General features: G+C 45.9%; 17 protein-coding genes and 1 riboswitch. All 17 genes read left to right on the top strand.

Annotated features, from left to right (window positions below; all coding sequences use genetic code 11):
* Nucleotides 1-48: 48 nt before the first annotated feature.
* Nucleotides 49-1,491, top strand: a complete 1,443-nt coding sequence (locus AKG39_RS02980) for an adenylosuccinate synthase (RefSeq protein WP_242852540.1) — start codon at nt 49-51, stop codon at nt 1,489-1,491.
* Nucleotides 1,492-1,556: 65 nt separating this feature from the next.
* Nucleotides 1,557-2,675, top strand: coding sequence for a glutamine-hydrolyzing carbamoyl-phosphate synthase small subunit (carA, locus tag AKG39_RS02975; protein ID WP_050738870.1), 1,119 nt, complete (start codon nt 1,557-1,559; stop codon nt 2,673-2,675).
* Complete coding sequence (gene carB / locus AKG39_RS02970) at nt 2,666-5,866, top strand: carbamoyl-phosphate synthase large subunit (protein WP_050738869.1); 3,201 nt, start codon at nt 2,666-2,668, stop codon at nt 5,864-5,866. Before carA ends, carB begins: the two co-directional genes overlap by 10 nt.
* Nucleotides 5,867-5,913: 47 nt before the next feature.
* Nucleotides 5,914-6,351: a hypothetical protein gene (locus AKG39_RS19670; protein ID WP_160316139.1), complete on the top strand. Its 438-nt coding sequence runs from the start codon at nt 5,914-5,916 to the stop codon at nt 6,349-6,351.
* A complete protein-coding gene (locus AKG39_RS02965; protein ID WP_160316138.1) occupies nt 6,317-8,464 on the top strand; it encodes a bifunctional diguanylate cyclase/phosphodiesterase in 2,148 nt (715 codons plus the stop codon). Before AKG39_RS19670 ends, AKG39_RS02965 begins: the two co-directional genes overlap by 35 nt.
* A gap of 38 nt (nt 8,465-8,502) precedes the next feature.
* Nucleotides 8,503-10,182, top strand: a complete 1,680-nt coding sequence (locus AKG39_RS02960) for a GspE/PulE family protein (protein ID WP_050738867.1) — start codon at nt 8,503-8,505, stop codon at nt 10,180-10,182.
* 10 nt (nt 10,183-10,192) lie between these two features.
* Nucleotides 10,193-11,248, top strand: a complete 1,056-nt coding sequence (locus AKG39_RS02955) for a type IV pilus twitching motility protein PilT (protein WP_050738866.1) — start codon at nt 10,193-10,195, stop codon at nt 11,246-11,248.
* A 518-nt stretch (nt 11,249-11,766) separates the two neighbouring features.
* Nucleotides 11,767-11,860: riboswitch (cyclic di-GMP riboswitch) on the top strand.
* 99 nt (nt 11,861-11,959) lie between these two features.
* Complete coding sequence (locus AKG39_RS02950) at nt 11,960-12,502, top strand: type II secretion system protein (RefSeq protein ID WP_242852539.1); 543 nt, start codon at nt 11,960-11,962, stop codon at nt 12,500-12,502.
* Between the two features lie 132 nt (nt 12,503-12,634).
* On the top strand, nt 12,635-14,092 hold the full coding sequence (locus AKG39_RS02945) for an O-antigen ligase family protein (protein WP_050738864.1): 1,458 nt from the start codon (nt 12,635-12,637) through the stop codon (nt 14,090-14,092).
* Complete coding sequence (locus AKG39_RS02940; protein WP_050738863.1) at nt 14,070-14,468, top strand: hypothetical protein; 399 nt, start codon at nt 14,070-14,072, stop codon at nt 14,466-14,468. Before AKG39_RS02945 ends, AKG39_RS02940 begins: the two co-directional genes overlap by 23 nt.
* Nucleotides 14,469-14,491: 23 nt before the next feature.
* A complete protein-coding gene (locus AKG39_RS02935) occupies nt 14,492-15,256 on the top strand; it encodes a prepilin peptidase (RefSeq protein WP_050738862.1) in 765 nt (254 codons plus the stop codon).
* Between the two features lie 225 nt (nt 15,257-15,481).
* On the top strand, nt 15,482-16,666 hold the full coding sequence (locus AKG39_RS02930) for a type II secretion system F family protein (protein ID WP_050738861.1): 1,185 nt from the start codon (nt 15,482-15,484) through the stop codon (nt 16,664-16,666).
* A gap of 12 nt (nt 16,667-16,678) precedes the next feature.
* The gene (locus AKG39_RS02925) at nt 16,679-18,226 is read left to right on the top strand and encodes a type IV pilus biogenesis protein PilM (protein WP_050738860.1); all 1,548 of its coding nucleotides are present in this window, start codon (nt 16,679-16,681) and stop codon (nt 18,224-18,226) included.
* The gene (locus AKG39_RS02920) at nt 18,226-18,981 is read left to right on the top strand and encodes a hypothetical protein (protein WP_050738859.1); all 756 of its coding nucleotides are present in this window, start codon (nt 18,226-18,228) and stop codon (nt 18,979-18,981) included. The genes AKG39_RS02925 and AKG39_RS02920 overlap by 1 nt, the downstream gene beginning before the upstream one ends.
* An 83-nt stretch (nt 18,982-19,064) precedes the next feature.
* Nucleotides 19,065-21,236 (top strand): hypothetical protein, encoded by a 2,172-nt coding sequence (locus AKG39_RS02915; RefSeq protein WP_050738858.1) that lies wholly within the window; start codon nt 19,065-19,067, stop codon nt 21,234-21,236.
* A gap of 10 nt (nt 21,237-21,246) precedes the next feature.
* Nucleotides 21,247-21,756, top strand: coding sequence for a type II secretion system protein (locus AKG39_RS02910; RefSeq protein WP_050738857.1), 510 nt, complete (start codon nt 21,247-21,249; stop codon nt 21,754-21,756).
* Nucleotides 21,753-22,361 (top strand): type II secretion system protein, encoded by a 609-nt coding sequence (locus AKG39_RS02905; protein ID WP_050738856.1) that lies wholly within the window; start codon nt 21,753-21,755, stop codon nt 22,359-22,361. Before AKG39_RS02910 ends, AKG39_RS02905 begins: the two co-directional genes overlap by 4 nt.
* Nucleotides 22,362-22,365 lie beyond the last annotated feature (4 nt).

Raw genomic sequence — 22,365 nt, 5'->3', positions numbered from 1 at the left:
TTGTGGTATAATAACAATAGAAATATGTAAACAATATCATCATATTTTTTGAAAATATGTGAATCAATTGTCACTGCTTTATGTTATAATATTCTGGGAAAAATTGATCCCATCGTATTAAATAAAAATAATTATTTCAAGGCTTTAGAGAGAAGAACGGCAATCATCCTGATTGTGAATTCGGATCTGAGGTATAAGGAAGGAAAAAAATATATGTCGATTTCTGTATTAGTTGGCGCCCAGTGGGGCGATGAAGGTAAAGGAAAAATGGTGGATTACTTCGCTATGCAATCGGACTTAATTGTGCGATTTCAGGGAGGGGACAATGCAGGTCATACTGTAATAAATGATTACGGTGTTTTTAAGCTTCACTTAATTCCCTGTGGCATTTTTAATAAAGAATGCCAATGCCTGATTGGCACCGGCATGGTTGTGAATCCCGACGTTCTCATCGAAGAAATGCAGCAAATCACAGATGTCGGCCTGGGCGTGGACCGAATGAAAATTTCGGCCAAGGCACACATTCTGATGCCATACCATCAAAAACTGGATGAGCTGATGGAAGCCAGCGGCGGTATCGGGACCACCAAACGCGGGATTGGTCAGGCGTATGCCTACAAAGCCCTGCGCAAAAGCCTGCGTTTCGAAGATTTACTCAAACTGGAAAATGCCCGAGCCAAGCTTGAAACCATTGTTCCGGTTGTGAACGATCAGATGGCTTCGTATAAGATTGAGCCTTATACGGTTGAAGAACTTTATGCCAAATGCGAATTTTGGGCAAAAACATATGGGCATATGATTGTTGATCCCATGGTTTATCTTCACGATATGATTGATGCGGATAAAGAAATACTTTTTGAAGGCCAATTGGGCGCCATGAAGGACATTGACTTGGGGATTTTCCCCTATGTGACATCCTCCAATCCCCTGGCTGCCTATGCTGCAGTCAGCGGCGGTTTTCCGGCCAAGAAAATCAATAAGGTCATTGGCGTGGCTAAGGCCTTTTCCAGTGCTGTTGGCGGCGGCCCCTTCCCAACCGAAGAGGTTGGCGGTACCATTGACATGCTGCGCGGCACCGGCGAAAAACCGGATGATGAATTCGGGGCTAGAACCGGTCGATCCCGTCGATTGGGTTGGTTTGACATTCCGGTGGTAAGATACACCCATTCAATTAACGGTTATGATGAACTGGCTTTATGTAAAATTGACAAGCTTGACAATTTGCCGGAAATCAAGATTTGCGTTGACTATATGCTCGATGGCGAACTGGTTAAGGGTTTTCCGACCACCGAAGATTTAGAACGGGTTGAACCGGTTTATATCACCCTGCAGGGTTGGATGAGCGACACCACCCAGATTCGCCGGATTGGCGATCTGCCGGAAAACGCCAAAATATACATCAAAACAATTGAAGACCTGGTCGGAACCACCGTTGCTTATGTAGGGGTTGGACCGGACCGAGAAGACCTGGCAATTCGACTGACACACTAATACAAAATACCTGATTGCATGCAATCAGGTATTTTTTAGAAATATAAAACAAAGCGGAGGGAAAAATGTCTTATTATAAAAGAGATAAACGGGCCTGGCTGGTACTGTCGGACGGCACCGTTTTTGAAGGCTATAACTTTGGGTGCGAAGGCACCACCATTGGAGAAATTGTATTTAACACCGGCATGACCGGTTATCAGGAAGTGCTGACCGATCCATCTTATTTTGGCCAGATTGTCCTGCAAACCTATCCTCTCATCGGCAACTATGGGATTAATATGGATGATATGGAATCCGAACGAAGCTGGGTCAACGGCTATATCACCAAAGAATGGTGTGAAGAACCATCCAATTTCAGAAACACCAAAACCATTAACGAATTTATGATCGAACAGGATAAAATAGGGATCTGGGATGTCGATACCCGGGCCATTACCCGGATCATCAGAGAACACGGGACCATGAACGCCGCCATCACCACCGAGGATATTGACACCACCAAGGAAGCCCTAATGGAACAGATCAGGGACTTTAAAGTGGTTCAACCGGTCCAGGCGGTGACCCGGAAAAATAAGGGCTGGTATTACAGCCAGGATAACCGGGCCAACCACGTGGCGCTGATTGATTACGGTTTTAAGCACAATATTCTGCGGATGTTATTGCGCTTGGGCTGCAACGTCACCGTGATGCCGGCCAACACCACCGTGGATGAAATTCGGATGCTCAATCCCGACGGGATCATGCTGTCCAACGGACCCGGGGACCCGGCCGAAAACGTGCAAATTATTGAAAACATCAAAGATTTCATTGCCTACGGTAAACCGATCTTTGGCATCTGTTTGGGTCATCAGCTGATGGCGCTAGCCATGGGCGGGGAAACCATTAAGCTCAAATACGGTCATCGGGGCATGAATCAGCCGGTCAAGGACGTCGCCCGGGACCGGGTCTTTATTACCAGCCAGAATCATGGTTATGCCGTGGTGCCCGAAAGCATTAAAGAAGACATCGGCACGATTACCCATTTTAATCTCAACGACGGTACCTGTGAAGGCATCGAGTATAAAAATTGCTGTGCCTATACCGTTCAGTTTCATCCGGAAGCCAGTGCCGGACCCAATGACACCGGCTATCTGTTTGAAAAATTCACGAACCTTATGGAAAGGGGGCAACTGGGATGCCTTTAAGAAGCGATGTAAAACGCGTACTGGTCATCGGATCGGGTCCGATTATTATCGGCCAGGCCGCTGAATTTGATTATGCCGGAACCCAGGCCTGTAAAGCCTTGCGCAACGCCGGTTTGGAAGTGGTCCTGATTAACTCGAATCCGGCCACGATTATGACCGATAAATCGATGGCGGATAAAATATATATTGAACCGTTGACTCTGGAAGTAGTCAAACGGGTCATTCTGTTGGAAAAACCCGACAGCGTGCTGTCAACCCTGGGCGGCCAAACCGGATTGACCCTGTCGATGCAGCTGGCCAAAGAAGGTTTCCTGGAAGCCCACGGCGTCAAGCTATTGGGAGCCAACCTCGAAACCATTGAAAAAGCCGAAGACCGTCAAGCCTTTAAGGACATGATGCGGGACATTGGTGAGCCCTGTATTCCCTCGGAAGTAGTTACTGATATCGCTGCGGCCATTGCTTTTGCCGAAACCATCGGTTATCCGGTGATTATCCGACCGGCCTTTACCATGGGCGGCACCGGCGGCGGCATTGTTCAGAACCGCAAAGAACTGGTGGAAATCGGGACCCATGGTCTGCGGCTGTCGCCGATTACCCAGATCCTGGTGGAAAAATGCATTTCCGGCTGGAAAGAAATTGAATTTGAAGTCATGCGGGATTCCAAAGGTAACGTCATCACCGTGTGCAGTATGGAAAACTTTGACCCGGTCGGGATTCATACCGGGGATTCCATTGTGGTTGCTCCCTGTCAGACCCTTAGCGATAAGGAATTCCAGATGCTGCGGACCTCGGCGCTGAAAATCATTTCGGAACTGAAGGTCGAAGGCGGCTGTAATGTTCAGTTTGCCCTGAATCCGGAAAACTTTAACTATGCCGTCATTGAAGTCAACCCCCGGGTTTCCCGATCGTCGGCCCTGGCCTCCAAGGCCACCGGCTATCCGATTGCCAAGGTGGCGTCCCAGATTGCCGTCGGTTTTTCCCTGGATGAAATCATCAACGAAGTCACCGGTGATACCACCGCCTGTTTCGAACCGGCTCTGGATTACATCGTTGTGAAATTCCCGCGCTGGCCCTTTGATAAATTTGTCTATGCCAAACGAACCCTGGGCACCCAGATGAAAGCCACCGGCGAAATCATGTCGATTGGCTCAAGCTTTGAACATGCCATGATGAAAGCCATTCGCTCCATCGAGCTGGGTATGGAAACCCTGACCATCGAACGCCTGGTTGACGCCAGCGATGATGAAATCATGACCATGCTGGCCGAGTCCGATGACGAACGGGCCTTTGTGGTGTACGAAGCAATTAAGCGTAAAGTACCTCTGGACACTATTTTCGCCATTACCAAAATTGATAAATGGTTTTTGGACAAGCTCCGTCATCTGGCAGTGATGGAAAAAGACTTAGAAACCCTGGGTCTCACCGAAGAACGCATCCGGGTTGCCCGGGAAATCGGCTTCCTGGATAAAACCATCGAAGAATTATCCGGCGAGAAAATCAATGAAGAAATCAAAACCTACGCCTCCTTTAAAATGGTGGATACCTGTGCCGGCGAGTTTGCCGCCCAGACCCCCTATTTTTATTCCACCCGGGATAAGGAAAATGAAGCGGCGCTGTTTATCGAAGCCCATCCCAGCGGCAAAGACCGGATTCTGGTCCTGGGTTCCGGCCCGATCCGGATCGGCCAGGGGATCGAGTTTGATTATTGTTCGGTGCATTGCGCCTGGGCGTTACGGGAAAAAGGCTACGAAGCCATTTTAATCAACAACAACCCGGAAACCGTCTCCACCGATTTTGATACCTCGGACCGACTTTATTTCGAACCATTAACCCAGGAAGACGTCCGTTCGGTGGTGGAAACCGAAAAACCAATCGGCGCGATTGTCCAGTTCGGCGGCCAAACCGCCATTAAGCTGACCCGCTATTTAGAAGAAATGGGCGTGCCGGTGCTCGGCACCTCGCCTAAAAACATTGATGCCGCCGAAGACCGCGAGGTCTTTGACCAGCTGCTGGAAAGCTGTGATATCCGGCGACCCCAGGGCGAAACCGTCTATACCACCGCTGAGGCTGTGGATGTGGCCGATCGCCTGGGCTTCCCGGTCCTGCTGCGGCCCTCCTACGTGTTAGGTGGTCAGAACATGATCATCGCCTACGAACAGGAAGACGTGGTGGAATACATGGACATCATCACCACCGTGGCCCTGGAAAATCCGGTCCTCATCGATAAATATTTAATGGGTAAAGAAGTCGAAGTGGATGCCATCTGCGACGGCGAGAATTACCTGATTCCCGGGATTATGGAACACATCGAACGGGCCGGGGTGCACTCCGGCGATTCCATTTCCGTTTATCCGCCCCAAACCCTGGATGACCGCACCAAGGAAACCATCATCGACTATACCGGCCGGCTGGTCAAGGCCCTGGATATTGTCGGACTGGTAAACATTCAGTACGTCATCTACGAAGAAGAGGTATACGTCATTGAAGTCAACCCCCGATCCTCGCGGACCGTACCCTATATTTCCAAGGTCACCGATATTCCCATGGTTAACCTGGCCACTAAAATGATGCTGGGTGACAAACTGGCGGATCTGGGCTATGCTCCGGGTCTTCATCCTGAAGGCGAATACGTTGCGGTTAAGGTGCCGGTGTTCAGCTTTTCCAAGATCCAGGACATGGACACCCAGCTGGGACCGGAAATGAAATCCACCGGCGAAGTTCTCGGCGTGGCCAAAACCTTTGCCGATGCCTTGTATAAGGGACTGGTGGCCTCGGGCAAAAAAATGGAACGCTCCGGCGGCGTCATCCTGACCGTGCGGGATCGCGACAAGGAAGCCATTGTGGAGATTGGCCGTCAGTTCCACGAAATGGGTTTTGCCATTTACGGAACCGTGGGCACCGCCCTGATCCTCAATGAAAACAACATTCCCACCAAGGTGGTCCGCCGCATGTCCGAAAATCAGCCCAACATCGGCGATTTGTTGGAAAGCGGCAAGGTGACCTATGTGATTTCCACCTCAAGCAAAGGGCGCCTGCCCGAAGCTGACGATGTGCGCATGCGCCGCAAGTCCGTGGAATCCTCAATCAGCCTGCTGACCTCTCTGGATACTGCCCAGGCGCTGCTTGACTGCCTGAAGTCCAATCGGACCATGGCCAAAATTGAGTTGGTTGACATCAAAGAAATTCGTTAAACCAGACAAACTGGAAAAGCAAGTCCTGGGGACAATCGTAACATCAGTTGTCGGCATCAAGGCGAACAGGCATCGCTTGTGTGATCATGCTGCCGACAACGATTTACCATCGTCCCCCGGACGGGTTTGCCAATAAACAAAAAGTAAGTCCTGAGGACAATCGTAACATCAGCTGTCGGCATCATGGCGAACAGGCGGTAGTCTGTCCGATCATGCAGCCGACAGCGATTTACCATTGTCCCCAGGACGGTTATGTCGATAAAATCAAAGAACTTATTCAATTTACATTGAATAAGTTCTTTTGTTTTGGTAGAATAATACGGACTGGCAGCAAGACAAAGCAATTCCCCGAAAAAGACCCGGCATTAGAAAGGATAACAGATGAAAGCAAAGCTCAAATTCATAAAACCCGGCATGATCGTAATTTTTATTGTTATGCTATTCTTTGCTTTGAGTTACCAGTACATCACCATGATCAACCATGAACTAAAGACGGCAACTCTTTTGTACCTTTCCGAAGTCTCCGAACAGGGAGCGAAGCTGGTTGAAACAAAGGTGGGTAATAAACTGGAGAGTCTGGAGGCCGTGGCCAAACTCATTGAAATCCATGGCAATTTTGATCAAAAAGAGATGCTGGCGTTCATTCAAAACCGGGTAGAAAGCGACGACGATATCCACATGGGCATTGCAATGCTTAATGGAAACTTGCTCACCTCAGATGGATCCATCCTTGATATAAGAGAACGATCCTATTTTAAGGAGGCTTTAACCGGGAAATCAGTGGTTTCGGATACCATCGATGACTATGCAGGTCTAACAATAAATATCTATGCAACACCGATCTATAATGGCAATGAATTGACGGCCGTGCTACTGGCATCAGTGGAAACCGAAAGTCTAAAAGAATATCTGGAAGTCAACACTTTTGATGATCAGGGCTATTCCTATATTGTCAAAGCCAACGGCGATGCGGTGATTGCATCGCTTCATTCCAACAGTGTCGGTGCCTTTGATAATATGTTTGATGTTTTAAAAGATGCTACATTCTTTCAGGGTGACGACCTGGAAACCATTGCCCATAAAATGAATCTTGGGGAAAGTGGCAGCTTTGCCAGTTTCTACAACAATTTGGACCGTTATACCATCTACCGGCCTCTGGGCATCAATGATTGGTATATGATGACCGTTGTGCCCTCCGGGGTTATCAGCGATCAGGCCACAAAGATTTCCCGGTATTCGTTATTACTCATCGCCATTGCTTTAACTGTGATTAGCCTGTTATTCCTCAGTATTTTCTTTTTTCTCAACCGTTCCAAAAGAGAACTGGAAAAAATCGCCTATACCGACGAGGTAACCGGTGGCAACAACTGGCGGAAATTCACGATGGATACCCATAAAATATTAAATGCCGCACCGGAAAAAGACTATGCCATCATCCTTTTAGATATCGCCAGCTTTCGATTTATTAATGAAGATTATGGCCATGAGGTAGGCGATACAGTACTGCGTCACATCATGAAAATTCTTAAAACCAATATGGGAAAGGACGAAACCTGTGGCCGGGTATCCGGGGATAATTTTGTGATATTAACCAAAACCACAGGAGATCAAGGAATAATCAAACGGATCAGAGGATTTAATCGAATCCTGGATGTGGATAAATCCGAGCTGGGGATTAAAGTAAAGCTTAAGTGCTGTTTTGGAATTTACAAAATAAAGGATAAATCCGAAAAACTGGAAAAAATGCGTGAAAAAGCAAACCTGGCCAGAATTGCCGCTAAAAATGAAGAGGGTATGTCCTGGTTCATTTATTCAGAAGAATTCCGAAAAACTATTTTCCAGGAAAAAGAAATCGTTAACCGGATGGAATACGCTCTGGTAAAGAATGAATTTGAAATGTATCTCCAGCCCAAATACAACCTGCATTTAAATCAATATTGCGGTGCGGAAGCACTGGTTCGCTGGAATGATCCTCAAAAAGGGTTGATCAAGCCTGACGATTTTATTCCGATCTTCGAACAAAGTGGATTTATCAAAAAGCTGGATATGTTTATGATCGAAGAAGTATGCAAGGTGCTTAAACGCTGGGAAGAAAAAGATTTTCCGGAAAGGGTGATCTCGGTGAATATTTCCCGAAAGAATCTCAAACAGGCCAGCTTTATCCCCGATGTCCTTAAAATAACTGACCGCTACCAAATTAACCGGAAAAACCTGGAGTTTGAATTAACCGAATCCAGTATCTTTGAAGATATCGAACGCATCATCGAAGTGGGGAAAGCCTTTCGGGATTATGGTTTTAAAATGTCCATGGATGACTTTGGCTCAGGCTACTCCTCCATTAATTTATTGGGAACCCTGCCCCTGGACACCATTAAAATGGATAAAGGCTTCTTTCGCGATAGTCTCGAAAATAAACGGGATTACGTGGTGGTAAAAGCCATCATTGATCTCATTAAAAAATTGGGCATGACCGTTGTCGCCGAGGGCATTGAAAAAAAAGAAGAGGTCGATATTTTAAGAGCGCTGAACTGTGATGTGATCCAAGGCTACTACTTTGGAAAACCTGTGCCCCTAGATGAGTTTGAAAAGAAATTTTGATAAGTATAAATACTTTGGATCTGTGAAAGAGGGAAATAATGGAAACAAAAAACATTCGAATCGGCGATATCCTCAAAGCGGCAGGCTTTATAACCGAAGAGCATCTGCAGGAGGCGTTGGCCTATCAAAAAATCGATAAGCGAAAACGTCTTGGTGCGATCCTGGTTGATTACGGTTACGTTTCAGAACCTCAGCTGCTTGAGGCGCTGTCCAAACGCCTGAATGTGGCGGTCATCGATCTGCGGGATACGGTTGTAGATTTTGACGCCGCCGGGAAAATTCCCCAGAGCATCGCTGTAAAATACAACCTCATTCCCATCAGCCAGGAAAACGATCGCTTATTGGTGGCGGTTAATGATCCCCTGGATTTCTATGCCATCGAGGACATCCGGCTGATTACCAACATGCCCATCGATATCGTGCTGGCCGGAAAAGAAGATATCATGGCGGCAATCCATGAAGCTTACACCGAAATTGAAGCCCGCAAAGCCGCGTCCCTGGCTAATGAGGCGGTCCACGGCAGCAGCATTTCCTTTGTGGAAGACATCATCACCAACGAAGGCGATGCTCCGATTGTAAATCTGGTGAACTCAGTGCTGTTAAAAGGCCACAGTGCCGGTGCCAGCGACATCCATATTGAACCTTTCGAGAAAGAAACCACGGTGCGCATGCGTATTGACGGGCTGATTGTGGATTATCTGGCCCTGTCGCCAACCCTTCATCAATCCCTGATCGCCCGGATTAAGATACTGTCCAATCTCGATATTGCCGAGCGTCGGGTGCCCCAGGATGGCCATTTCCGGGTTCGCATCGACGGCGTCGAAATGAACGTCCGAAGTTCCAGCATTCCCACCGTTTACGGCGAAAAAATGGTGCTGCGGTTCCTGAGCATGAACACCGCCCTGGATCATGCCGGACAATTTGGGATGAACACGGACGATTACACTAAAATGATGAATATCCTCCAGAGTCCCCATGGCGTGGTTTATATCACCGGCCCCACCGGCAGCGGCAAAACCACGACCCTATACATGGTGCTGGAAATGCTGGCCAAAAAAGCCGTCAACATTGCCACCATTGAGGATCCGGTGGAACGTAATCTCTCAGGCATCAACCAGACCCAGGTGAATAATCTGGCCGGGCTGAGCTTTGAATCCGGACTCCGGTCGATTCTGCGCCAGGATCCCGATGTTATCATGGTTGGCGAAACCAGAGACCGGGAAACTGCCTCGATTGTGGTGCGTTCCGCCATCACCGGCCATCTGGTGCTATCCACCCTTCATACCAATGATGCGGTATCCGCCATTGTCCGTTTAGAGGATATGGAGGTGGAACCCTATATGGTGGCCAACTCCCTGACCGGGGTGGTGGCCCAGCGGCTGGTCAAAAAAATATGCACCAACTGCAAAGAATCCTACGAACCCAGCGAGGTTGAAAAGCAGCTTCTGGGTGAAGGGATCCATACCCTTTACCGGGGCAGAGGCTGTCATATGTGCAATAATACCGGTTACAAAGGCCGAATTGCCATTCATGAAATCCTCGCTATCGACAAGAAAATCAGAACCATGATTTCTAGAAAAGAACCGGTGGAAGACATCTATACCTATGTGGAAGAAACCCAGCGGGTGATCCCGCTGCGAATCAGCGTGGCCAACCTGACAAGGGATGGGGTTACCTCCATGGAAGAATTTTTGAAACTATCATATTACGTGGATTAGGGAGGCAAACATGACAAGCTTACTGGATTTAGTCAATTACGGCAGACAGAACGACTGCTCGGACATACACCTGACAAGAGAATTGCCGCCGGTGTTCAGAAAAAATGGAAAACTGTTTCAAAGTAATTTTGAACACAACCCCCAAGAAACCGAAGCCTGGATTCTAGGGATGCTGGATCTCCCTCAAAAGGAAAAACTCCTGGCCAATGAAGACGTGGATTTCTGTCACGTCACCCCCGAAGGTTTACGCCAGCGGGTCAATGTCTACCGCCAGCAGGGCAGCTACGCCGCCGCCATCCGGCTCCTCAATGATACCATTCCCAGCTTTGCGGATTTAAAATTGCCGCCGGTGATTAGAAAGCTGGCCGACGAACCCCGGGGCCTGATCCTCATCACCGGCCCCACCGGCAGCGGCAAGTCCACTACCCTGGCCTCGATGATCGACTACATTAATACCAACCGCGCTTCCCATATCCTCACCATCGAAGATCCTGTCGAGTATAAGCACGAGCACAAAAAAGGGATCGTTCATCAGCGGGAAGTGGGCGTCGATGTGGCCTCTTTTGCCTCGGCCCTGCGGTCCTCACTCCGGGAGGATCCGGATGTGATCCTGGTTGGGGAAATGCGCGACTACGAAACCATTTCCGCCGCGGTAACCGCCGCCGAAACCGGGCATTTGGTCCTGTCCACCCTCCACACCATTGGCGCCGCCAACACCATCGACCGCATCATCGACGTATTCCCACCCCACGGCCAGCAGCAGATCCGCACCCAGCTCGCCAGTATTTTAAAAGGTGTCGTCACCCAGCAGCTCGTCCCCCTGGCCGACGGCAGCGGCCGCATGGCCGCCCTGGAAGTCCTCATCGGCACCGATGCCGTGCTTAACCTCATCCGCGAAAGCAAAACCCACCAGCTGGCCTCAGTCATGCAAACCGGCGGCCGAGATGGCATGAACACCCTCAACGCCCACCTCGCCCAGCTCGTCAGAGACCATAAAATCGCCTACGACACCGCCCTGGAATGGGCCAGCGACCGCCAGGAGTTTGGTCAATACTTCGAACGCTAAAAACTTTTCCTACAAATTGCATAAATAGCAACTTATGGGACTGCCCGTAGGGGCGATTATTAATCGCCCGCAACCTCGGGTAACACACCTAACCGTCCCCGGGTAACCATCGAACGCATGCAAATCACCCGCACCCCAGGGCAATACACCCACCGTTTACGGGAAATAACCCAACCCAACCCATGCCACCGCCATGGACGTCGGTGTTGCTACGCACACGTACAATGTGACCTTAACGCCTCGGGCGGGTACTACCCGCCCCTTGTATTGAACCTACGTCTGATTAAAACGGACGTTATTTCCGGTTCGTTGGGACGCATATATTTTCTGCGGAATGATTATTACAAATCGAAGGAGTAATATAGGTTTGCAAAAAACAAAGAGGTGTATTGATATCAATAGTTGAAAAATAATCGAAACATTAAAATGGCGTCTCATATAAATTCAAATTATCAGGAATTGCCCATAAAGTTATCTGATTATTAACTTGACTTTTAATTGAGAAACAATTAAAATTAAGGAGCAAATAGCAAATCAGGCGAAAACCTGTGACGCAAAACTACAGGGTCTAAGTTCAAGGTGGAAACCGGGATAAGACAGCCAGTTGCCACACAATAAGGTGTGGCTTTTTTTAATGAAAAAGCTGCATTGTTAAGAAATAAGGTTGAAATGAATGCAAAAACAATTGTAAAAGCTTAAAAAAGCTAAAGAATGGTTTATGCTTCACCTTGTGGCGCAGGTGATGATATAGAGACAAAAATAAAGAAAGAGGAGAAATTTATGAAATTTATTAACAAAATGCGTAAAAAAACAAAAGGTTTTACGTTAGTAGAAATTATTGTAGTTCTTGTTATTTTAGCTATTTTAGCAGCGTTTACTATTCCTACGATGTTGGGATTTGTGAGCGATGCAAAATCAAAAGCTTTAATTGCGCAAGCGCGTGAGGTATATGTAGCGGCGCAAGCTGCGGGTACTGAATTTTCTTTGGGTACAAATTCAGAGTTAATAAACTCAGCTACACTAGCAACAGCTGCAAATGTTGACGTTGCAACAAAGCAAATGCGAAAGTATTTAAAAAATGATTTGACTGCTGTTAGCACGGGTGCTGCCGCAACAGGTGCTGCCGCAACAGGTGCTGATAATGCTTTTTGGACGGTTAAAATAACTGATGGAAAAGTAGATTCTTTAACATTCATTAAAGAAGGTCATCAGTTAAAACTTAATGCTGGCGGTACAGTAGAAGTTATTAGCTAGTTTATAAAAATTAATTTTACACCCTATGCGCCATAGGGTGAACCTCAAATCTCCCTATCCATGGCGCAAACCCGTCCCTGGGTTTGCTCGGACAGGGAGATTTTTTTAAACTTACTTATAAAGGAGCATCAGGTGAAAAATCCGGTAATCAATTATGAAAAACTTAGAAATGCCAAAAGCTTAGCCGAGGTATTGGCTCAAGTCCCAGAATCCATTTTTGAAGGAATTCTTTTTTATCTGTTGGCTTTTTTCTGCGTTTCACCATTGGTAATGCTGCTGCTTCTCAACTTGGAAATCACTTTTTTTAATCCTTACTTATTGGTGCTCCAGATTGGGTATGTTGCTACTATTTTCACCATGCTTTTAGCCTACAAACGCTCCTGTGAAAAATCACAAAAGGAATCAAAAAGAGAATGTTTAATAAATAACCTGCACTTTATTTTTCTAGGAACCCTGCTGTTTTGGGCAATCCTTTCCACCCTTTTTTCATCGGATATGCAATTATCTTTTTTCGGAGATTATTACCGCAAAGAAGGGCTTTTGACCATGGGGGCTTATGCCGGAATTTTCACCGGTATGCTAAGCATTCATAGTGAGCAGCTTAAGCACAGAATCATAAGGGTCTTTGTTTTTAGCGCCGTAGTTTTGGGTGCGGTGGTGACCCTTCAATATTTGGGGTTTCCCATTAAAAGCGTTGTGTATCAGTTTGGCGTCAATGACGACAAACCCTTTATTCTCTGGGCTGGTATTTTTCACAACATCAATCATTACGGATACTATCTTTCCATAGCGGTAATGGCAGCCGGGGGATTGTTTATTTTTGAAACCCGGAAAATCGGAATTTTTATCAGTGGCTTTTGGTTTGTGCTTTTAGCCGGTGTACTGGTGGCCAACAATACGTTTGGATCATATTTAGGGGTTTTGGCTGCTTTGTTCATTCTGACGGTGGTGTATATTTATCGAAAAGAAAAGGTGAAACGTATATTTCTGTTGTTGGTCTTGTTTTTGGGCGTCAGTCTGCTGGTAAATAGCGCAATGGGATCTGTGGCAAAGAATTTCGCAGTTCTTGCAGTGGATGTTAAAAATATCGTTCAAGTTGCAGGCGAAACGAATGGGGACCAGCAACAAGCTGAGGCGTTGACACTGACTGAAGATGAGAAAAAGAGCAATGATTTAGCTAATCGCGCCGGCTCCGGCCGATGGCGACTCTGGGTGGGGGCTGTACAGATTATCAAAGAAAATCCGTTATTTGGCACCGGACCGGACAATCTGGCAACGGCTTACGAAGAAATGGGAATAGCCTGGGATCGTCCGCATAATGAATTTCTCCAAATCGGTGCAAGTATGGGGATTCCCGCCTTGATTTTTTATAGTCTAGCCCTCGGTTTTGGCTTTTGGAAAGCATTGAGGCATTTAAAAGAGCTTTCGCCAGCCACAATCATCGCTTGTGGTGCCTGTACCGGTTATCTCATTTCCGCTTTATTTGGAAATACCATGTATTATACTTACCCCTATTTCCTAATCTTTCTGGCCATCGCATTTTCAAAAACACCCATGGAGGGATCCTATGAACCCTATCAAAAATTATGAATATGCTCCAGTCGAAAAGGAAATCCCAGGCTTCAGCCGAGGTTTTGCCCTGGCGGTGGTAATTATCCTTGGGGCGGTGGTTATCATTATTACCGGTCTGGTTCAGGGTTTCAATCAAACCGCTGACTATGCCAGTGCCCGGGTGGTGTATCTGGCGGCTACCGCCAAAGCCATTGAGTTTACATCATCCGGCAGCTATGCGGTACCGGTTCAAAATGATTTATTGCCGCTCATCGGTGAGGAAATCAATGCCGATGCCACGATCTCGGTGGTGGATGAAAATCAGGATGCCTTCATTGATTATATCGTCTATACCAGAAACGGTCTGGTGACCAAGTATATCCCCGGAGACGTTGTGGTCACGGCAGAAAAATAGCCCAGGAAAGGACAGCGCATAACATGATTGCACTTATTTATATCCTTCTTTTTACCTTTGTGTTTGTCTTCGGCGCCGTCATTGGCAGCTTCCTCAACGTGGTTATCTATCGGGTGCCCCGGCAGATCTCAGTGGCCCAGGGCCGTTCTTTTTGTCCCCGCTGTACGGCTCCCGTTCGGGCTTATCATAATATTCCCATTTTCAGTTATCTTTGGCTTAGGGGGAAATGCGCCTACTGCGGAGGGAAAATATCTCTGCGATACCCGTTGGTTGAACTGTTTACCGGCATATTGGCAGTGTTGTTATTTTTATTTTACGGCTTTACCGTTCAGGCAATCGTGGTTTTCAGTATTGGTGCCATTCTCACCTGTATCGCCATGATCGACTTTGATACCATGACCATTCCCAACGGTTTGGTCATCGCGCTGATGGTTCCCACTCTGATCTGCTTTTTCGTTTTTCCGGAAGTGGGCCTCCTGTCCCGGGTGATTGGCATTGTGGCAGTCAGCCTGCCGATGCTGCTGTTAACCATGGCCGTTCCCGATGCTTTTGGGGGCGGCGATATTAAGCTGATGGCGGTAGCCGGATTCATGCTGGGGTGGCCAAATACTCTGTTGGCAGCTTTTTTAGGGCTGATCACCGGAGGGATTGTGGCAGCGGTGATCCTGGTCAAAAAAACCAAAGAAAAACATATGCCCTTTGGCCCATATTTATGTTTTGGAATCATGACAGCACTGGTTTTTGGTGATATAATAATTGGGTGGTATCTGGGTATTTTTGGGCTGTGATTTTCAGTGCCCAAAAGCATGGATACTTAAAGCAAATTAAAAAGAGGGGCTTATTTAATTTGATGTCTGTTTATATAAACAGCTTTGTAACCGAGGCGAACAGTACAGTAAAATGTTGTACGGTCAAGTGGAAAAATTGTTTATATAAACAGACAAACAGATAGATAGCAAAGCTCAGGTTAGTTTCGTAATGATCTGGTAATTAATGCCGACAACGGAGGGGCAATGCCTACTTATAAATATACAGCAAAGAATCTGCAATCTAAAATCGTCCGCGGAACCATGGAGGCATCCAGTGCCGAGGTGGTGCGCCGTACCCTGCGGCAAAAAAATGAATTTGCCATTAAAATTAGCGAAGTCGAGGAAAATAAAAAACAGTACAAATTAAAGCCCATGGAACTTTCGGATTTTTCCAGACAGGTTGCCAGTATGATGGCTTCGGGAATCACGGTGATCCGGGCCATCCGCATTATGGAAGAACGGGACATTAAGCTGCCCCTTAAAAAAGTATACAGCACCTTATATAAGGAGATCCAGCGGGGGAACACCCTGTCCTTTGCCATGGAAGCCACCGGGGGCTCTTTTCCGGAACTGCTCATCAACATGTACAAGGCCGGGGAAGCCAGTGGCCAAATGGAAGGCACCGCCCGAAAAATGGCGGATCACTATGAAAAAGAGCATAAGCTGAACGGTAAGATAAAAAGCGCCATGACCTACCCGGCGATCCTCTTTGTGGTCACAATCATGGTCGTCATTTTGATCTTCACCTTGATATTGCCCCAGTTCTTTACCCTGTTTGAGGGCATCGAACTACCGGCAATTACCCAGCTGATGATCAATATCAGCAGCTCACTGACCCATTACTGGTTGTTTTATATTATCGGAACGCTGATCCTGATGGTCCTCACCACCTTTTTGTTGACCATTCCCAGCGTAAAACAGGGGCTGGATCAGTTTAAATTAAAGATACCCCAGATTGGAAAGCTCCTGAAAATCATCTACACCGCACGGTTTGCCAGAACCCTGAGTTCTCTGTATTCCAGCGGTTTGGCCATGATCAATGCCCTTAATATCAGCGGTTCCATTATCGGCAATACCTACTTACAGTCCCAGTTTCCCCAGGCCATTGCCCAGGTCCGTAACGGCGAGCCATTATCGGCATCCATCGGCACTATTAAGGGGTTTGATCCTAAGCTCGTATCCACCATTTACATCGGTGAAGAATCCGGGAACCTGGATGAAATGCTGGAAACCGTGGCCGACGCTTTTGACTATGAGGCGGAAATGGCCACCACCCGGCTGGTCACCTTTATTGAACCGATTATGATTATTATTATGGCAGTGATTGTCGGCGGGATTATGCTGTCGGTGATGCTTCCAATTATGACTTTATACCAAAATATCGGATAGGAGGACAGACATTTGCAGACAATCGTATACTTTTCAAACAATGGCATTCAAGTCCTCCAGGGTGGGATAAAAAGCGGCAAGCTCACCATTCGCAATTTTAAAAGCCTGCCGATCGAGGAAGGGGCCCTCATCAATGGCGTTATCACCAATGAGGAAGCCCTCCGGACAACCATTGCAGCCGCCATGGAAGAGAATGGGGACTTGTTTAAAAACATCAGCCTCCTGATTGACAGCAGTCTGATTATGACGAAAAATATCGAGGTGCCCAAGCTCAATAAAAAGGCCCTTCTGGCGTTGGCGGCCAGTGAATTTGAAGATGCCGCCGGGAATTATGAAAACCTGATTGTCGATTACTCCAGCATTCCTGGAGTCAACGGCCAGAACATGTTCTGCTGTGCGGTTGAAAAAAATGTGCTGGACCCCTATGTGGCTTTATTTGAAAGCTTGAAAGTAAAAATTAAAAGCATAGATGTGGGTCTCAACGCCATCATCAAATATGTGTCGGGAACCCGCGACTACCATGGGATGACCTTTGCCTTGAATTTAGTGGACGGGAACAATCTGTTATCCCTGCTTTTTGAAAACGGCCGTTATATTTTTTCGACCCGTTCCCGGTTAATGGCCGACCGCGGCACCGAAGCCTTTGCGTCCGAATTATCAACCCGGCTGTCGTCGTTAATTCAATTTAACAAGTCCGAAAAATCCGAGCATACCCTGGTCATGAGCCTCTATGCCGGTTTGGATGAATACGAACTCAATTCACTTAAAACCCTGGTTTTTGACCCGGATCTAAAACTTTTCATCATCCCCCAAACCCCGAACATCCTGGTAACCTTCAACGTTGAGGATACCTTCGATTTTGGCGGGTACCTTTATCCCATAAGCGGTTTTTTTGCCGGGAAGTCCGATATCAATCTGATGCGGGCCTATCGGGAAAGCAATCTGGTTAAAAAAGAAAGCAATGTTAAATATAAGGCCCTATATCTGCCCATTGGTTTGGCGGTATTCTTTTTGGGAGCTTTTCTGACCTTTTTTATTCTAAACCTTAGAATGGAAAAGAATCTGGAGTGGATCAATCAGTATATCAATGATGAACAGGTCCAGGCGGAATACACCCAGGCCCAGACCCTGGATGCCCAGATCGCCATCATCAATGAGCAAATAGCCAGTATGGAAAGCATTAATCAGGCCATTGCCAGTAATCCCCAGCTGGTGTCGGAAAAACTCAATCGGGTCCAGACGCTTACCAATGGGGTTATTGCCCTTAACACCATGACCTATGACGGCACCACCGGCGCCCTAAATATGACCGCCATCGCTAATAACGAACAGGAAGCGGCCTTGTATATTGAACGGTTAAAAGCAACCGGCTATTTCACTCAGATTGTTTATGGCGGCTATTCCCAACTGGAGATGACCAGAACCCAAACCATTTCCAATACCGCTACCAGCAGTACCACCAGCACCAGCCAAGCCAACGCTGCCACCCGAACTACTACTACCACAGCTGAAGGCTATGGTTTTACTGTGGACGCTTATCTGAAAGCGGGAGGCCAATAATGAAAAAATTGTCAAAACGCGAAATAATACTTCTTTATGCCCTGGCCTGTTTTGTGATAGTAATGGGCGGCTTCTATTTGGTGCTGTTTCCTAGTTACAATCAATACCAGAATCTGCGAAATCAGCTGTCCGAGGCTGAATATCAGCAAAATACCATGTCAGCCGCCATTGAAAATGTGCCGGTGGTCATGACAGCCCGGGATGATGCCAGTTTCGTACTGAGTGCGTTAAAAAGCCCTTTCTCCGCTCATCTGCCAAACGAAGGGTTGGATGCCCTTCTTACGAAACTGTGTTTGGATTACAGTCTGAAAGCAAAGGTGTTGAATGTAACCTCCAATGCCTGGACAGGAGTCGCAACCTTTACGGAAGCACCGCTGGTTTATCAAACCACCCCAGGCCAGGCGGAAGGCGCAGCCGCCCCAACTACCACAGCTACAGGTGCTGAAACCACGACGGAAAGCAGCACCGAAACAGCTTCTGTAAGTTCCGGAAGTGCAGAAACCTGGACCGGTACAGTGTCAATGGAACTCACCGGAACCCAGTTTAATTTTCAACGTCTGGTGGACGGAGTGGCGGCCCGGTCAGACATGATTATTTCGAGCTATGAACTTCTGCCGGTGGGCCAGTCCACTGATGGAACAAGTACATCCGGGACAACCACAACCACCACCACAAGTTCAGGATGGGCACCCGAATTGGATGGCGGCGATGCGACCATTAATGTAATGTTCACGGTTTATATGGTCGATAAATAGAATAGATAATGATAAAAAGCATAGCCAGTTGTTCAGACTGGCTTAAGTTTTAAAATAAACCATACGTTATAGGAGGAAATGCCATGAATGAAAAAATAAAGCAGGGAATAAAAAACAACAAAGGCAACGCCTTGCCCTTTGTGCTGATTATCAGTTTTATTATATTGCTCATGACGACCTCGCTGCTTGCAATAGCTAACAGTGATTTTACCTTTACCCAGGAAACGGTTGAGAGTCGGCAGGCTTATATTGACGCCAAGTCGGTGATTGAATTTGGGAAGATAGAGATAAATAGCAGGATGACCGCGTTAAATAATATAAATACTCAATTGACCGGTTTGTATATGGAGTATAAGACGGAAATGGAAAAGCCTACTCCGAATCCTAGCATAATAAATCCTTTAAAAACTAAAATTGATGCGGCTGAGATCCGAAGAACTGAATTGATAAATGCATTGAGTTCAGAATTTGTGATTTATGGAAATGTGAAAAATGCAACGGAGACATTAACGTCCGTAGAGCCCACGGCAGCAAATGAAGGAAATCTTGTAAAATTAGGGGAATTAAAATTTGATTCTACCAAAAATCAATTTAGAATCGAAACCGATAGTAAAAATATCAGTCGTAAACTGGATTATAAGATTGGTTTTAATTATGTAGCTTCCACCAAAACGGAAACGACTACGGGTGGTCCGCTTGTTACACCGACTAAGCCAACGTATGATGGTAATATTTCTACGAATTTTAGTCCGTGGATCGTGGGTGAAATAGACTGTAATGGCAATTATAAAGTTTACGGTGACTTCCCGGGATTGCCTGGAGATCAACCAAGGTATGAGAATGCTAATCAGGTGCTGACCCTTAATTATCCAACCGCAAATTTGCAAGTTGATAATAAAATTGACTGGGCAATAGGAAGGTCATTAGAGTTAACTGCTCATAGTATTTTTATTAAGCATGAATTTGACCCGAGTGATTGTAGTAGCAGTGCGGAAGATGGTGGTAGGGTTTCAAATTTTAATATGACAGCGGTGGAAAAACTAGATCCAACAACCAATAAGTTGTTGCCAGGTGATATTTATTTTAAACATGGTTATACACCGGATAATCAAGGGGTTAACACCCTGACTGCAACAGGCGGCAATATTGTAATTAATGGGGATCTTGAATTAGCGGTAAATAGCACGGTAAATATCACGTGTAAAAATCTATTTGTTACCGGCGATATTTATTTAGATTCAAGTAATTCAAAACTTAATATTACCGCGGAAAACATTGTTGTTGAGAAGGGTATTTCTTTAAATCGTGGAACATCGCTTTCAACAAATTGTCCTAACATTTGGATTGGTAAAGATATAGAAACAAAATCATCTGATGTTAGCGTAGAACTTAAAAATGTGAATTATTTAAATGTAAAAAATAATATCAAGTTAGGGCAGGCTACTCAGTTTATAGTTACTGGTTCGAGTATAAATGGAAGCCAAATGATAGTGAACTCAATCCAGCCAAATGAAGGTGGAAATACATATAATATTAATGTTGCAAATTTCGCCTCTTTTAGATGCCAGGATTTTTCAGTAAATAATAATTCAACAGTACAACTTACCTCAAAGATTGTGAGGATAGAGGGTAAAACTGAATTTTCTTGGGCTGGATCAGTAGTTATAACAACGCAGTATTTAGATTGTACAGGCGAAGTTAAAATTACAAGGTTATCTAGTCCCTTAAATATTAAGACTTTTGATGGACAGTCATTAAATATCCGCTTTGCCGGATCTTATTCTCAACTTGTTTCTACAGTCAATATTAATGGGGCGGATTTAGTGATATTTGGTGGCACTAGTTTTGTTTTAGACGGAGATAATAAAGAGTCACAGGCAGTATTGAAAGTTGCAGCTGATGATATTTATCTAGATAATGTTTCAATTAATATTGACCAATTCTATGGTGCGGATCGAAGTATGTTTTATTACACAGGAAAAAATAATAACGTCACTAATTTTCATTTAAAAAAATCGGTAATTTGGGATTCAGGAGATTGGCACTATTACAAGTTTCAAGTTAATTCTGGTGTTTACAATACGATAAAAGGTCAGTTCCCTGAAGTCGACCCCTCAAACTGGCTTTATAATATGACACCAGATCCTTATCAGGGGCCAGAATGGGATAAGATTAAATTGCCAGTAGGTGCTGGGTCGGTTACTGTGACAGTAACTGAAGGGGCAGGTTCAACTGGTTCAGAAATTTATTACTAAGGGGGGCGTCATGAAGAAGATAATCAATGATCAAAATGGTGTAACTCTGGTTGAAACGGTGGTGGCCACGGCAATTATCGCCATTCTTTTAGTTACGGTTTTGGGAGCCTTGCTTTACGGACAGAAAATGGTTGTTTTTTCAGACGTAAAAAACAATGGAGCAGCCCAGGCTCAAGATCTGATTGATGAGATTATGACCATGATTTCGAAAGGGACGCTTCCCACAAATGAAAACACCGGGGCTTACAATGTTGGTACAGTTGCCAATTTTATTGATCCAAAGTTGATAACTCCCGAGAAGCTGGCATTGATCGATACATCAAAAATTGATACATCAAAACAGTTTGTTATTAAACCAAACACAGTTGAAAAAGTGATCGATGAGAATAGATTAACAAGTGATCCATTGAGGATTAAGAAATACACCATCTATAATGTTTGGGTTCGGGTTTATTATAATAATAGTGAATCTTATGTAGAATTGAAAGCCTATACGAAGAAGGATGGCGTCGGCGTATGAAACGAATGGTGAAAATCTCCAGAGATAAGGGTTTTACGCTAATTGAATTGTTGGTAGCACTGCTGATCACGGGGATTTTGTTGGCGACCATCTCTTCGGTTTTTCTAATGTCCCAGAAAACTTATGTGCATAGCGAAGCTATCAGCAATAAAGAGGGCTCGATTACGAATGTAGAAACGAATCTGCAAAAGGTATTGGCAGTGGCAACAGGCGTAGCAATATCCAGCACGCCGCAAACGGCATTAAAGGAGAGTTACAGTATTGGGTTTAAAGCGGATGGTACCTGCGAAGAAGTCATCATGACCTTAATTGTTGACAGTGCTGGCAATCCTGTGCTTGATGCATCTGGGGGAAAACAGTATTCACGGATTGACCACGCCATTCCCCAGATATCAAATATAACAGTCCAGGTAACCGGGAGTAATGAAGCGGTAACCCTGAATTATGGGCTTATACCGATAGATGCAACCATGACAACCTTGAGTGGTGGGGTTGTCATGAACAATATTAGACAAAGTAACAATAATTTTCCGGCATTCATCCAGGGAGCGCTCAATGGTCCGGTCAAACAATATCTGGTGTTGACATTGGTCGATATGGAGTAGATTC

It is taken from the genome of Acetobacterium bakii (genome assembly GCF_001263355.1).
Lineage (GTDB): Bacteria > Bacillota > Clostridia > Eubacteriales > Eubacteriaceae > Acetobacterium > Acetobacterium bakii.
Note: the sequence above shows the minus strand (reverse complement) of the source record. Positions and strands in the feature narration are given on the sequence as shown.

Coding starts and splice junctions, on each gene's coding strand:
- AKG39_RS02940 (WP_050738863.1), top strand. CDS start 14,070: ATGAACCCTATCAAAAATTATGAATATGCTCCAGTCGAAAAGGAAATC.
- carB (WP_050738869.1), top strand. CDS start 2,666: ATGCCTTTAAGAAGCGATGTAAAACGCGTACTGGTCATCGGATCGGGT.
- AKG39_RS02950 (WP_242852539.1), top strand. CDS start 11,960: ATGGTTTATGCTTCACCTTGTGGCGCAGGTGATGATATAGAGACAAAA.
- AKG39_RS02955 (WP_050738866.1), top strand. CDS start 10,193: ATGACAAGCTTACTGGATTTAGTCAATTACGGCAGACAGAACGACTGC.
- AKG39_RS02920 (WP_050738859.1), top strand. CDS start 18,226: ATGAAAAAATTGTCAAAACGCGAAATAATACTTCTTTATGCCCTGGCC.
- carA (WP_050738870.1), top strand. CDS start 1,557: ATGTCTTATTATAAAAGAGATAAACGGGCCTGGCTGGTACTGTCGGAC.
- AKG39_RS02910 (WP_050738857.1), top strand. CDS start 21,247: ATGAAGAAGATAATCAATGATCAAAATGGTGTAACTCTGGTTGAAACG.
- AKG39_RS02930 (WP_050738861.1), top strand. CDS start 15,482: ATGCCTACTTATAAATATACAGCAAAGAATCTGCAATCTAAAATCGTC.
- AKG39_RS02960 (WP_050738867.1), top strand. CDS start 8,503: ATGGAAACAAAAAACATTCGAATCGGCGATATCCTCAAAGCGGCAGGC.
- AKG39_RS02905 (WP_050738856.1), top strand. CDS start 21,753: ATGAAACGAATGGTGAAAATCTCCAGAGATAAGGGTTTTACGCTAATT.
- AKG39_RS02915 (WP_050738858.1), top strand. CDS start 19,065: ATGAATGAAAAAATAAAGCAGGGAATAAAAAACAACAAAGGCAACGCC.
- AKG39_RS02935 (WP_050738862.1), top strand. CDS start 14,492: ATGATTGCACTTATTTATATCCTTCTTTTTACCTTTGTGTTTGTCTTC.